This is a genomic window from Sphingobacterium sp. KH_072, from assembly GCF_057837975.1.
In genome coordinates this window covers 530481-543942 of record NZ_CM174457.1, presented here as the reverse complement: position 1 = coordinate 543942, position 13462 = coordinate 530481, and the positions used below count along the sequence as shown (strand labels likewise).

Annotated in this window: 12 protein-coding genes; 10 read left to right on the top strand and 2 right to left on the bottom strand. The window is 43.6% G+C overall.

The features are described from left to right. Nucleotides 1-66 precede the first annotated feature (66 nt). Nucleotides 67-855, bottom strand: coding sequence for a GLPGLI family protein (locus AC3IRT_RS02535; protein ID WP_489394969.1), 789 nt, complete (start codon nt 853-855; stop codon nt 67-69). Between the two features lie 34 nt (nt 856-889). After that, nucleotides 890-3667, bottom strand: a complete 2778-nt coding sequence (locus AC3IRT_RS02530) for an outer membrane beta-barrel protein (protein ID WP_489394968.1) — start codon at nt 3665-3667, stop codon at nt 890-892. A gap of 176 nt (nt 3668-3843) precedes the next feature. On the opposite strand from AC3IRT_RS02530, the gene AC3IRT_RS02525 reads away from it, so the two are divergent. From AC3IRT_RS02525 to AC3IRT_RS02480, 10 genes are all read left to right on the top strand, one after another. Beyond that, nucleotides 3844-5214, top strand: a complete 1371-nt coding sequence (locus AC3IRT_RS02525; RefSeq protein WP_489394967.1) for a dipeptidase — start codon at nt 3844-3846, stop codon at nt 5212-5214. Nucleotides 5215-5352: 138 nt separating this feature from the next. Next, nucleotides 5353-6057, top strand: a complete 705-nt coding sequence (locus AC3IRT_RS02520; protein ID WP_489394966.1) for a lysophospholipid acyltransferase family protein — start codon at nt 5353-5355, stop codon at nt 6055-6057. Nucleotides 6058-6162: 105 nt separating this feature from the next. After that, on the top strand, nt 6163-6384 hold the full coding sequence (locus AC3IRT_RS02515) for a DUF2795 domain-containing protein (protein ID WP_017258669.1): 222 nt from the start codon (nt 6163-6165) through the stop codon (nt 6382-6384). Nucleotides 6385-6554: 170 nt separating this feature from the next. After that, entirely contained in the window at nt 6555-7079 is a 525-nt protein-coding gene (locus AC3IRT_RS02510) for a hypothetical protein (protein WP_489394965.1), read from the top strand. A gap of 261 nt (nt 7080-7340) precedes the next feature. Then, nucleotides 7341-8330: an anthranilate phosphoribosyltransferase gene (trpD, locus tag AC3IRT_RS02505; RefSeq protein WP_489394964.1), complete on the top strand. Its 990-nt coding sequence runs from the start codon at nt 7341-7343 to the stop codon at nt 8328-8330. Then, on the top strand, nt 8323-8967 hold the full coding sequence (locus tag AC3IRT_RS02500; protein ID WP_489394963.1) for a phosphoribosylanthranilate isomerase: 645 nt from the start codon (nt 8323-8325) through the stop codon (nt 8965-8967). The genes trpD and AC3IRT_RS02500 overlap by 8 nt, the downstream gene beginning before the upstream one ends. After that, complete coding sequence (gene trpB, locus AC3IRT_RS02495) at nt 8945-10129, top strand: tryptophan synthase subunit beta (protein ID WP_489394962.1); 1185 nt, start codon at nt 8945-8947, stop codon at nt 10127-10129. Before AC3IRT_RS02500 ends, trpB begins: the two co-directional genes overlap by 23 nt. A 6-nt stretch (nt 10130-10135) precedes the next feature. Further along, nucleotides 10136-10909: a tryptophan synthase subunit alpha gene (gene trpA, locus AC3IRT_RS02490; RefSeq protein ID WP_489394961.1), complete on the top strand. Its 774-nt coding sequence runs from the start codon at nt 10136-10138 to the stop codon at nt 10907-10909. 13 nt (nt 10910-10922) lie between these two features. Next, complete coding sequence (locus tag AC3IRT_RS02485; protein WP_489394960.1) at nt 10923-11408, top strand: SixA phosphatase family protein; 486 nt, start codon at nt 10923-10925, stop codon at nt 11406-11408. A gap of 21 nt (nt 11409-11429) precedes the next feature. Then, nucleotides 11430-13433: a thioredoxin domain-containing protein gene (locus AC3IRT_RS02480; RefSeq protein ID WP_489394959.1), complete on the top strand. Its 2004-nt coding sequence runs from the start codon at nt 11430-11432 to the stop codon at nt 13431-13433. Nucleotides 13434-13462: the final 29 nt, after the last annotated feature.

Sequence of the window (13462 nt, the reverse complement as noted above, 5' to 3'; positions counted from 1 at the left end):
TACTGCCAATAAAGAACGCTCCTCTTTCAGAAAGAGGAGCGTTCTAAGTTTATGGGTATAAGGATATTAAAGTTGCATCGCTGCTAAGAGCAAATTCAGCTGCTTTTCCGACAGCCAATTGCTCATGGTCTCGCGCATTTTGGCTTCCATCTCACGTCGTGTCATCGCAGTAGCGCGCTTGCCACCGATGTTAGTTTTAATCACGGGAGAAGAGAAATCTACTTTAGTAGCGTACATATTAAAATGTTGCTCTGGAACGACTAAACCCAAAATCATACCCGGCAGACCGTGCATCACGTTGGGTCCGGCAGACAAGGGAATTTGATCCGTGTAAAAGGCAACCACGTAAACCGAATCTAAGACCACACCATTGGCACGACGGCACGAATAACCGGCGATTTCACGATATTCATCCGTGATTTTCCATTTCACATTCAATAGTGAATCTTTGACATAAATATTGGATCCAGCCAAGTCAAAAGAGGATTGCGTTTCATCCGTCTTGATATTCTGATAGGCGGTGTTTTGGTAATCCACCAATCCCATATTAAGCAGGTTAGTGACGATTGGATTCATGGTTTCCTTGATGGGTTCCCAGTTGGTTTCATGTCCACTAAAGGACAGCTTTTTCTTCAACACAATGGTTTCGCTCACCTTAGGAATAAGCTCTTCAATAAAGCGCTTTTGAAAGTCACCATCTTTTAAGGAAGTAACGTGGCGTTTGAGTAAGTTTTTGATGTGCACCGTCTTGTCAAAGGTAATCACTCCTTCTTGCGGAAAGTAGGCGTACTGAGCCGTAGCCGAATACATGGGCAACAACGCAACAAGCACCAATAGCTGTAATATCTTTTTCATTGTTTGATTTTTCATCGTCATTAAATTTTACTAATTAATCGGCAGACATACCACCCATCATACTGAAGTCCCAAGATACTTTCACCATAAAGAAACGTGAGATCGTATTGTAATTCTGCTGAGAAATCATACCTGCTTGTTGAAAACGACTGAAACCAATATTTTGGTTAAACACGTCATTTACATATACTTCTGCCGTCAACGTTTCATTCTTTAGGAAGCGTTTCGAAACACCTGGAGTAAAGATAAACCGTTTGAAGCTCTGATCGAATACTTCAGTAGGTGCTTCGTACGTATAGTTTCCTGTTCCGTATAGCTGTATTTTCCATGGCAAATAAGCTTTAAACCAAAGGTTGGAGCCCAAGGTAAAGCCAGAGCTATTGAATTGTGGCTGTAGTGATGAAGCTAAGCGTCTCCAGCCTGGATTTATCCCAACACGGAAGTCAATGTTTTTCGTGGTATTTCTTTCAATGTTCAAATCAAAACCGTAGTTGTAATTCTGGTTTCTGTTCAGGTCACCATTCAAGAAATTGTAGTTGTCATTAATATTACCATTGACACCATAGCGCGCATCAATTTTGTATTTTTTGATCAAGGTCCTACCCATACCCGTCCAGATATTTGCATTGTTGTTTACGCGTTCGCGCATATTATCAAAGATGATGGTTCGCACGCCCGACTCACTGATGTTTACATTTTGTTGAATTGCATTGTATTGTTGAGAGAAACCAACAGAAGCATACATCCATGTATTTTTCAATAGATCCCAAGAGTTGTAAGACAAATTATAGCTATTGCTCTGAGCCGGCGTCAAATCAGCATTACCTTGTACAATATTCAATGGATCATTATTCTGGCGCAGAGGTTGAATCTGTGTTAAAGATGGTAGGATATTGTTTCGATTGAAATTGAGACTAATCATCTTCGCTTTCGTAATGTTGTAGCGAATTCGCGCAGATGGATTATAGGTAAGAAACCCACGATCCAGCTCCATATTCTCATGATTGTTGCGTTGGAACAAATCATCATTTCGTAGATTATTATTAAAGTTAAATTCGATTTTATCCGATTTATAACCGACCGAAAGATCTCCAGCGTTGCGCACCGTATTGAAGTTAAAGTCATTACTAAATTCGGCATCAAACACATTGTAATCGCCATTAGTATCCGCATTGAATGAATTGTTGATAGAATGAGTTCTAGAATTATTAAACGTATACCCGATCGATGTTCTCCATTTGTCGGTAATTGGCTCCGTATAAGTTGCAGATGTTTGTAAGTTATTGGAGTTCCGCGCTATGTCTTTGTACTGATCCGTAATATTGGTATTTACCAAAGTACCATCCGCATTAAATTGATTTGTGGTAGCATCTAGAAATGAATCACCGGTGTCATCTGCCACATTACCCGCCACGCGTAATGATAACGAGCGACCAACTTTGCTAAATTTGCGCGTGAGCAAACCATCGTACGTGATATTAGAGGTCTTTGCATCGGTGACTAATCGAGTTGTATTATCGTTAATACGCACGTTTGCTTCGTTGACACTAAACGCTTCGCTATAATCATTGGACTGGCGCTGTCCGCGTGTACCAGATAACTTGACGATCAAGGTGGTTAATGAATCGATATTCCAATCGTATCTACCATTGAAGCGATGACGTTGATTCTCGACATAGTTATCGCTTAACGTATTTTGATTAAATGTGCCGTTGGGTAAATTCTGCTGACTCAACCCTGTCGTAATTTCATTGTTCTCAATGCGACCAAACTTGTAGCTTAAGTTGAGCTTATTATTTCTTTTGCCAAACCTATCCATAAAGCTGACACCCGTGTTGAGTGCCTTAGGACGACCGCGACCATTCCAGTAACTAAACTCATCGCCACCGCCTCCAAAAAACATCATACTGCCATCATCCGACATCTGCATTTGATCGTTTTCCAGTCCGAACTTTTCTTCATCTTGCCAACCGAGACTCACTGTGCCATCATTAGAAGTTAAGCCATAGGCAGCTATTTTGCGCGAACCCTTAAATTTATTGACAGCGACCTTACCCATATAAAAGTCATCGTTACCGACCGCACCTTCTACTTTTCCAAACATGCCATTTTTAGCATCTTCTTTTAGCGTGACATTGATGGTCTGAATACGTTCGCCATCATCTACACCCGTACGCTCTGCCAAATCAGATTTCTTTTCATAAACCTGTACCTTATCGACCATATCCGAACGAATGTTGCGGGTCACTAGTGTGGGATCATCTCCGAAAAACTCTTCACCATCTAGCAATACCTTCTCCACCGTCTTTCCCTGAGCGGTAATCTTACCTGCTGCATCGACTGTGATGCCTGGAAGTACTTTTAGCAAGTCTTCGACCTTCGCATTTTTCTCGGTAACGAAACTACCTGCATCATATTCAATCGTATCGCCTTTAATCACCACTGGAATACGACCCGTAATCATAACCTCTTCGATCAAGTTGGCCACACCAGTAAGGCCTATTTCACCAATATCTACATTCCCAGCACCTTTCTCCAAGAGCTGAGAAAACGACCCATATTTTGGATAGCTAATCATCAATAGATAATCTTGCGAATCAGACTTGGTTAAACTAAAGCGCCCAGCTTCATCAACGCGGCTAAAGTCTACTAGAATGGAATCCTTCGCTTGCAACAGCATAACTGTTGCATTTTGAAGACCGGTTTTATCCGTTTCATCCACCACTTTACCACCTACTTTGGATTGCGCGTACCCTCCCAAGGCACACAAAAATGTTAGAACAATTACTAAAGGAATAGCAAATTTTTTCATGTATTAAATTAATTTTGTCAGTCAGTCGGGCGCAGAATTATCCTTCTTACAGCATGCACATTTTTTCTTTCACAGTAGACTATGAACCCTTCTACTAACTTTGTCGCTCGAAAGCGAATAATGTTACAAGTTTTAACAAAAAATATTTCAGTATTTTTGTGGAAACACAAAAACTCATGCAAAAAATTAAAGATTATGTATCGGCAAACACCGATCGCTTCTTGGCTGAATTATTTGAGCTACTACGATTCCCATCAGTAAGTGCAGATCCTAAATTCAAGGAAGATGTCGTAAAAACGGCTGCTTTTGTTGCGCAGAAACTCGAGGAAGCAGGTGCAGATAAAGTAGAAGTCTGCGAAACTGCTGGATATCCAATTGTATATGGAGAGAAATTAATCGACCCGAGTTTGCCGACCGTATTGGTCTATGGGCACTATGATGTGCAACCTGCCGATCCGCTAGAATTGTGGGACACACCTCCTTTCGAACCTACGGTACGCGATGGAAAAATTTATGCTCGCGGCGCAGCAGACGATAAAGGACAATTCTACATGCACGTAAAAGCGTTCGAATACATGATGAGTGAGCAAGAGCTACCCTGTAATATCAAATTCATGATCGAAGGTGAAGAAGAAGTTGGTTCTTCTAACTTAGGCACATTCGTGAAAGAAAACAAAGAGCGTCTAAGTGCTGATGTGATTGTGATCTCTGATACGGCCATGATTAGCTTGGAGCAGCCATCTATCGAAACTGGACTGCGCGGACTGTCGTATGTAGAAGTAGAAGTGACTGGCCCAAACCGTGATTTGCACTCTGGTGTATATGGTGGTGCAGTAGCGAATCCAGCAACCATTTTATCCAAAATGATTGCCTCGTTGCACGATGAGAATAATCATATTGCCATTCCTAGTTTCTACGACGACGTAATAGAACTATCTGATGCGGAACGCAAAGCGTTGAACGAAGCTCCTTTTGATGTCGAAGAATATAAAGCAGATCTTGGTGTAGCCGATATCTGGGGCGAAGCTGGCTACTCTTCCATTGAGCGCGCAGGTACGCGACCAACGTTGGAAGTAAATGGTATTTGGGGAGGATATATTGGCGAAGGTGCTAAAACCGTATTGCCATCCAAAGCATTTGCTAAAATCTCCATGCGTTTGGTTCCTAACCAAAATTCAACGCGCATTACCAAACTTTTCCAATCACATTTGGAAGGTATCGCGCCAAAATCAGTAAAGGTAAAAGTAACACCGCATCATGGTGGCGAACCGGTGGTAACACCAACGGATAGCATTGCGTACAAAGCAGCAGAAAAAGCGCTAAACGAGACATTTGGCAAAATGCCTATTCCAACACGCGGTGGCGGATCGATCCCGATCGTAGCCTTATTCGAAAAAGAATTGGGCATCAAGACCGTGCTGTTAGGATTTGGCTTGGATAGCGACAACCTACACTCTCCAAACGAGAAATACGGTATCGACAATTACTTGAAAGGTATTGAGACAATCCCTCTGTTCCACAAATATTTCACGGAATTAAGTAAATAAGTAAGAGGGTTCGCGGCGAGAAAAGTTTGCGAATCCTTATTACTTGGTTTTACGATTTTTTTGAACGGCCTCAGGTTTCGGGCACGACGTTATATGAAGTTATTTTTACGAAAGGCGCATCGCATCTATTATTTGAGCATGGCATTTTTATGCTTTCTAGTCTGTTGGCCAATTCTCATAGTACTCGCGCGCAAGCCCGAACGTTATTACCGGCAGCTCGTTTTTTTTCGCAAATGGATCAGCGTAATTAGTGCTGCGGCAGCCGGCATTCGTTTTCAATTTCATTTTGAGGTTTCCATCGATTGGTCTCGCCCCTATGTGCTATGTCCCAATCACACCTCCATGCTAGATATATCGGTGTTGACGCATTTGTGTCCGCAGCCTTTTTCATTCTTAGGCAAAGTTGAATTATTGCGCAATCCGGTGACCGCCATCTTCTTTCGAAGTATAGATGTGCCGGTAGATCGGAGCAACCGCATGTCGTCCTTTCGGGCTTTTCAGCGCGGAAGTGAACTACTAAAACAAGAACGCTCGCTAGTGGTCTTTCCCGAAGGAAAGATCGATGATGAATACCCACCACGTTTACATCCATTTAAGTCGGGGCCTTTTCGATTAGCAAAAGACAATCAGGTGATGCTATTGCCTATCGTGATTCACAATGCTTGGGAATTGTTGTGGGATGATGGCGGCAAGTACGGATCGAAGCCCGGCACCGTTTATATCTCCGTGTTAAAACCGATTGCAGCAGACAATCTGATGACCGAAAATATAGCCCCCATAGAGGAGTTGGCCTACAAACGCATGCAAGAATCGCTAAGTCACAAGAAAATTAATAACCTATAAAATAGGTAGTTACAATTTTAAAAAGCAGCTATTCGTAATAAGACTTGCATAAAACAACTATTTTGCTACTTTTGCGAAAAGTAACAAGCTTAAATAGAGAAGACTATGTATTGGACACTTGAATTAGCTTCGCATTTGGAAGATGCGCCGTGGCCTGCTACGAAAGACGAGTTAATTGACTACGGAATTCGCTCAGGAGCACCGGTAGAGGTTATTGAAAACCTCCAGGCACTGGAAGACGATGGTGAGCCATACGAAAATATCGAAGAGATATGGCCAGACTATCCCACTAAGGATGATTTCTTCTTCAATGAAGATGAATATTAAGACCTTGAAAAGCCGCTTGACACGAAATCAGGCGGCTTTTGTTTTATCACGTTGTCGTGCTTTCGAGCGAAGACGTTCTAATACAACAACAGAGCAGCTATAATTATTACGCTCATTTCGCAAACTTTTAATCCTTTCCCCTGAATAGCTGTCCAACAAAAAACACCGTGATGAAAAAGACTTTATTGGCGCTATTTATATCCATTGTCAGCTTACCGCTCTTTGCGCAGATGCGCATTAAGCGCGAGAAAACGCCGCAAACTAAAGCCATGCAAATCCACACGGCAACTGATACCACTGCGGCAGATGCACCACGATCGAACAGCGTGCGTACAGCACAACAATTCATTGCAGATCTTGCGAATCCAAACCTCGCGCTAGATATCGTACTGAGTAAACATGTATTGGTACAGGATGCTGATGAAGAAATGTATGATTATTTGCTGGCCAGCTTAGCAGAAATACGCCTGAACCTGATGAGCAAGCGCATGGAAGATATTCGGTACGTAACGTACCAAGAAATGCCGCGCAAGGAAGTCGCAGACATTGACATGGAAGGAAATAATACGGCCGATATGGTCTTTTTGTACTCGGGCAAGCGCCAGATGACCGCTTTATTAACACACAATAATAAGATCGCTTCCTTTACACTGGTATCAAAAGGAGGAAATCGAGCACATTTTGTGATGTATTGATTGTCATATTATTTGTTTTATTAAAAAGTAATCGCAATATTTGTTTTACAGAAACATGAGAAATAACAGTACATTTAAAGCATGGTGGTGGCATAACGGATAACGTTGTGGCAACATCCTATGTCTTCAAATTATACTGATAGAAATAGTGGGCTTGCCTTTTTGGCAAGCCTTTTTTTATGACCTGAATTGCGCTTGATAAGCACAAATAAAGCAGCAAGCGTACTTCAAATAGCGTGATAAAACGCAAAATAAATACAGATGAAAGAAATATTATCCCATCTATTCGAATACAAATCCTTCGATCGCAAGGAAGCGTACGATATACTCACAAATATTGCCACGGGCAAATACGATAGTCACCAGATTGCCGCTTTTATGACCACCTACGGCATGCGTAGCATTCGAGTAGAGGAACTACAGGGTTTTCGCGATGCGATGTACGACCTGTGCCTAAAGGTAGAGTTCCCGGGTTATCGCCTCATTGACATGTGCGGTACGGGCGGAGATGGTAAAGACACCTTTAACATTTCCACATTGGCTTCCTTTGTAGTTGCAGGAGCTGGTTATCATGTCGCCAAACACGGCAATGTGGGTGTTTCATCTGGCTGCGGATCGTCAAACGTGATGGAATTATTGGGTTATACATTCACCAGCGACCGTGATGCTTTGCAAAAACAATTGGATGAAGCCAATATTTGCTTCTTACACGCTCCCCTATTCCATCCGGCGATGAAAACCGTGGCGCCGATTCGTCGTGCGCTCGGCGTCAAGACCTTTTTCAATATGCTGGGGCCATTGACAAATCCGACAAATCCAGAATTTCAGTCCGTGGGCGTCTTCAGCCTAGAATTAGCTCGTTTGTATGCGTACCTGTATCAAGGTGGCGAAAAGAAATACAGCATTATGCACGCTTTGGATGGCTACGATGAGATCTCCTTAACCGGTGATTTTAAAGTAATCGACAATGCGGGCGAACATTACTTTCAAGTTTCAGACCTCGGCTTCGAACCCGTGTTAGCAGCGCAAATCGGTGGCGGCAGCAATCCAGCCGAATCAGCCGCTGTTTTTCGCAAGATCATTGGCGGGGAAGGTACCGAGGCGCAGAATCAAGTTGTTTTGACGAATGCGGCCTTTGCCATCAAAACGCTAGAGCCGGAGAAAACTTTTGGAGACTGCTTTTACGAAGCAGAATCATCCTTATTGGGAAAGAAAGCCCTCAAAAGTTTATTGAAGTTGACTAATGGATAAGAAATTAGCGGTAAAAGTCTGTGGAATGAAGGAAGCGACCAATATCGCATCCTTACTTCAACTGCCGGTAGATTATATCGGCCTGATCTTTTATGAGAAGTCTCCAAGGTTCGCTGGAAGTTTAGATCCGCAGATTTTCGATCAATACGACATACGCAAAGTTGGCGTTTTCGTTAATCAACCACTGGAAGAAATAGTTGAAAGACAGCAAGCATTTCAGCTGGATGTGATACAACTGCACGGGAATGAGTCGCCAGCCTTTTGCCAAACGGTAAAAGACAAAGGCTTGACGATCTGGAAAGCCTTTGGCGTGAATGCAGACTTCGATTTCGCGACGCTGGATGCCTATAGCGATGTCGTTGATCTCTTTTTATTTGACACAAAAACACCTGCGCATGGTGGCAGTGGAAATACCTTCGATTGGGATTTATTGGACCGCTATACTGGAAAAATTCCTTATCTGCTGAGCGGTGGTATCGGCGTACATAATCTGTCGTCCGCACTAGAAAGAAAAGACAATAGAATGGTCGGGCTGGATCTCAACTCCAAACTGGAAATTGCCCCCGGCATCAAAGACATAGATTTAGTACAAAAAGCACTCAAAATAATTCATCATGAGCAAATATCAAGTAGATAATCGTGGATATTATGGTCCGTTTGGCGGAGCATATGTACCCGAAATGCTTTATCCGAATGTAGAGGAACTACAGAATGAGTATTTGAACATCATCCAAGATCCCAGTTTTCGGGAGGATTTCATCAAATTGCTAAAAGATTACGTGGGTCGGCCCTCGCCTTTGTATTTGGCCAGCCGCTTATCGGAAAAATACGGTGCCCGGATCTTTCTAAAAAGAGAAGATCTTAATCATACGGGTGCGCATAAAATCAACAACACCATTGGACAAATTTTGCTAGCTGAGCGCTTGGGCAAAAAACGTATTATTGCCGAAACGGGCGCTGGCCAACATGGTGTTGCGACGGCGACAGTTTGTGCGCTGAAAGGTTTGGAATGCGTGGTATATATGGGCGAGATCGATATTGAGCGCCAAGCGCCCAACGTTGCTCGCATGAAAATGATGGGCGCCACCGTCGTACCCGCCACATCGGGCAGCAAAACATTGAAAGATGCGACGAATGAAGCCTTGCGCGATTGGATTAATAATCCAGTAGATACACATTACATCATTGGTTCGGTCGTAGGACCGCATCCTTATCCCGATATGGTAGCGCGTTTTCAATCCATCATTTCGGAAGAAACGCGTAAGCAACTCGTGGAACATACGGGCAGCAGCCACGCCGACCACGTCATTGCCTGTGTAGGTGGCGGTTCAAATGCGGCAGGCATGTTTTATCATTTCTTGGATGATGAAGCTGTGAATCTTATTGCCGTGGAAGCGGCAGGACATGGCGTCACTTCGGGAGAATCTGCCGCAACGACCGCTTTAGGACGCGAAGGCGTATTGCACGGCAGTCGCTCGATCTTGATGCAAACCGATGATGGCCAAGTCACCGAGCCGTATTCCATTTCTGCCGGATTGGATTATCCCGGAATTGGGCCGCAGCACGCGTGGTTATTTAAAAGTGGTCGAGGTACGTTTGTGAGCGCTACAGATGATGAAGCCATGCAGGCAGGATTGCTATTGACGAAGTTGGAAGGCATCATTCCGGCGATAGAAAGTGCCCATGCTTTGGCACATTTGGAGAAAATGACCTTCACAGGGGATGAGACCGTCGTGATTTGTCTTTCTGGCCGCGGCGACAAGGATTTGGATAATTATATGAAATACTTTGGCTTTTAAAAACACATGCGTACACTAGATCATACGAGAAAAATATTACAGGGAGAACGCCTGTTATCCATTTATTATACCGCTGGCTATCCTAAGCTGGAATCTACTTTGGATATTGCAGCGACCTTAGAAAAAAGCGGGGCAGATTTCTTGGAGATCGGCATTCCTTATTCTGATCCCGTGGCCGATGGCACGGTAATTCAGGAAAGTTCACAGAAAGCATTGCAAAATGGCATGTCGTTAAAAGTGCTATTTGAACAGCTGAAATCACTACGTGAACAAGTACAAATTCCCGTCTTCTTGATGGGTTATTTTAATACGATACTACAGTACGGAGTCGAAAAGTTTTGTGAGGATTGTCAAGCGGTCGGCGTAGATGGGGCGATTATTCCAGATCTTCCATTGTATGAATACGAGGAAATGTACCAGCCGATTTTTGAAAAATACGGAGTCAGCAATGTATTCTTGGTCACGCCACAAACTTCGGATGAACGGATTCGTAGAATCGATGCACTAAGCACGAGCTTCATCTATTTATTGAGTTCTAATGCGACCACAGGCAAAGAATTACAGGTTGAAGATCGATCAGAGGCTTATTTTTCACGTATCAAAAATATGGGGCTATCCTCTCCAATCGTGATTGGATTTGGCATCTCTAATAGAGAAACCCATCAAAAAGCAACAAACTATGCCAATGGCGCAATCGTCGGAACGGCTTTTGTGAGAGTTTTAGGAAAAGAAAATGTCGCAGCTGCTGATATTTCAGAATTCATTGCCACGTTCAAATAAAACCTAATTCCACATGAAAAGATTGTACATCATTCGCCACGGAAAAGCTGAGGATCCCAATTTTTCGAAACGCGATTTCGACCGCAATTTGGTAGAGAGAGGGCGTCAGGACGCAGCGCGCATTGCCCGCGAGATCGTAGAAAACACCACTTTTGATGCCCATACATTGATCATTTCCTCCTCGGCAAATCGGGCTATTCAAACAGCAGAACTGATGTGCAACGTATTTGATCATTCTACAGATCAGATCCAGCAGGCTGTACAGATCTATGAAGCACATCATCTAGATATCTTAAAAGTCATTAACGAAGTGCCAGATCATATATCTACGCTAATCGTGTTCGGACATAACCCTGGGCTTTCAGCCCTCGTAAACTATTTGACGGACGAATACGCGGAACTCAAGACAGCTAATGCTGCCTATCTGGAATTTCCGAATAACATGACCTTTTCACAGCTTTCTGGAGAGACCGCAACGCTAAAACACGTTTTTGAATAATCGTAATCATCCATCACAATCATGGCCAACAAATTAGCAAACGAACGCTCCCCTTACCTTCGCCAACATGCACATAATCCAGTCGATTGGCATTCTTGGTCTGCCGAAGCATTAGAGAAAGCTAAAGCAGAAAATAAACTTTTGATCGTGAGTATAGGTTATTCTGCCTGCCACTGGTGTCATGTGATGGAGAAACAGAGCTTCGAGAATGAGGCTATCGCACAGACGATGAATAAATTCTTTGTGCCGATCAAAGTAGATCGCGAAGAACGGCCGGATATTGATCAGATTTATATGATTGCGGTGCAGTTGATGACCAATGCCGGCGGCTGGCCGCTGCACGCTGTTTGCTTACCCGATGGGCGCCCCATCTATGGCGGCACGTATTTCAAACCACAAGATTGGCAAAACACCTTGCTGCAGATTGCCAAAATGTGGGAAGAAACGCCCGAGGTAGCCATCGAATACGCGGAGAAACTGACGGCAGGAATACATCAGGCAGAGCAATTGCCCATTACTGCCATTCCAGAAAAATACGCGCTGGACGATTTGCAAGATATCGTACGACCGTGGAAAGCCACCTTTGATTATAAAGATGGCGGATACGATCGTGCTCCAAAATTCCCACTCCCAAACAATTGGTTATTCTTTCTGCGCTTTGGCGCACTCTCTAAAGATCCTGAATTATTGGAGCATGTGCATTTTTCGCTAGAGAAGATGGCCAATGGTGGCATTTACGATCATGTAGGTGGCGGATTTGCGCGTTATTCGGTGGATGGGCGTTGGCATGTCCCACACTTTGAAAAAATGCTGTACGACAATGCGCAATTGATCGGATTATATAGCGAAGCCTACCAACATCGTCCCTCTTTATTGTATAAAAGAACCGTCGAAGAAACCATTGCTTGGTTGATTCGCGAGATGAAAGCACCAAATGGCGGATTTTATAGCGCATTGGATGCCGATAGCGAGGGCATTGAGGGAAAATATTACACCTTTAATCACGAGGAATTCGATCTGCTTGGCGAAGACGCGGATCTATTCCGCCATTATTATCACATCACCGCAAAAGGCAATTGGCACGAAGAAGCTACCAATGTACTCTATGTAAATCAGGATGAGGAAGCATTGATTCAGGAAGCCGGTTTTAGTGAAGAAGAGTGGCATGACTATCTTCAAGAAATAAAGCACAAGCTATACTCCTATCGGGAAAATCGGGTAAGACCTGCTTTAGACAATAAACAGATCGTCACTTGGAACGCCCTTTTAATGAAAGGTTTTGTAGATGCGTACCGCGTATTCGACAAACCGGAATACTTACAGCAAGCAATCGATATCGCGGAATTTATTCGCCAGCATGGTTTTGCTTCCGACGGCAGCTTATTACATCAACCGGCTGATGACAACCGAGAAATCGGCGGTTTTCTCGATGATTATGCGTTTACCATAGAAGGTCTGAGCAGCTTGTACGAAGCCACTTTCGATGAGCAATGGCTAGATTTTGCGCGAACGCTTACCGAGCAGGCCATTCAGCTTTTCTATGATCCAGCCGCGCAGACATTCTACTACACCAGCTCCAGCAGCGAAAAGTTGATTGCGCGCAAGAGCGAAATTATGGACAACGTGATTCCCGCTTCGGCTTCTACGATGGTGCGTCAGCTCTTCAAACTCGGCTTACTGTACGATAAGCAAGCATGGACGGAGATCGCAGAGGAATTATTTGCCAATGTATTTCCTTCTATAAAAAGGTACGGATCGGCTTATTCCAATTGGGCGATTCAACTCACAGAATTGGTCTATGGTACCAATGAAATTGCGCTCACCGGAAAAGATGCTGCAGACTGGCGCAAAGAGTTGGATCAACACTATATTGCCAACAAATTGACACTCGGGGGAACAAAAAGTACACTTCCGTTGTTGTCTAATAGACAGGGTTTGGAATCAAAAGCATACCTTTGTCGACATCGCACATGTAGTCTTCCGCAAGACTCTGTGCAATCAATATTAGAATTAATAAATCAGTAACGGGGAGTATTCAAGCTCCTCCTAAAACA

Excerpts from the sequence above, each read along its gene's own strand:
- AC3IRT_RS02535 (WP_489394969.1), bottom strand. The coding sequence starts at position 855 with ATGAAAAAGATATTACAGCTATTGGTGCTTGTTGCGTTGTTGCCCATG.
- AC3IRT_RS02530 (WP_489394968.1), bottom strand. The coding sequence starts at position 3,667 with ATGAAAAAATTTGCTATTCCTTTAGTAATTGTTCTAACATTTTTGTGT.
- AC3IRT_RS02525 (WP_489394967.1), top strand. The coding sequence starts at position 3,844 with ATGCAAAAAATTAAAGATTATGTATCGGCAAACACCGATCGCTTCTTG.
- AC3IRT_RS02520 (WP_489394966.1), top strand. The coding sequence starts at position 5,353 with ATGGCATTTTTATGCTTTCTAGTCTGTTGGCCAATTCTCATAGTACTC.
- AC3IRT_RS02515 (WP_017258669.1), top strand. The coding sequence starts at position 6,163 with ATGTATTGGACACTTGAATTAGCTTCGCATTTGGAAGATGCGCCGTGG.
- AC3IRT_RS02510 (WP_489394965.1), top strand. The coding sequence starts at position 6,555 with ATGAAAAAGACTTTATTGGCGCTATTTATATCCATTGTCAGCTTACCG.
- trpD (WP_489394964.1), top strand. The coding sequence starts at position 7,341 with ATGAAAGAAATATTATCCCATCTATTCGAATACAAATCCTTCGATCGC.
- AC3IRT_RS02500 (WP_489394963.1), top strand. The coding sequence starts at position 8,323 with ATGGATAAGAAATTAGCGGTAAAAGTCTGTGGAATGAAGGAAGCGACC.
- trpB (WP_489394962.1), top strand. The coding sequence starts at position 8,945 with ATGAGCAAATATCAAGTAGATAATCGTGGATATTATGGTCCGTTTGGC.
- trpA (WP_489394961.1), top strand. The coding sequence starts at position 10,136 with ATGCGTACACTAGATCATACGAGAAAAATATTACAGGGAGAACGCCTG.
- AC3IRT_RS02485 (WP_489394960.1), top strand. The coding sequence starts at position 10,923 with ATGAAAAGATTGTACATCATTCGCCACGGAAAAGCTGAGGATCCCAAT.
- AC3IRT_RS02480 (WP_489394959.1), top strand. The coding sequence starts at position 11,430 with ATGGCCAACAAATTAGCAAACGAACGCTCCCCTTACCTTCGCCAACAT.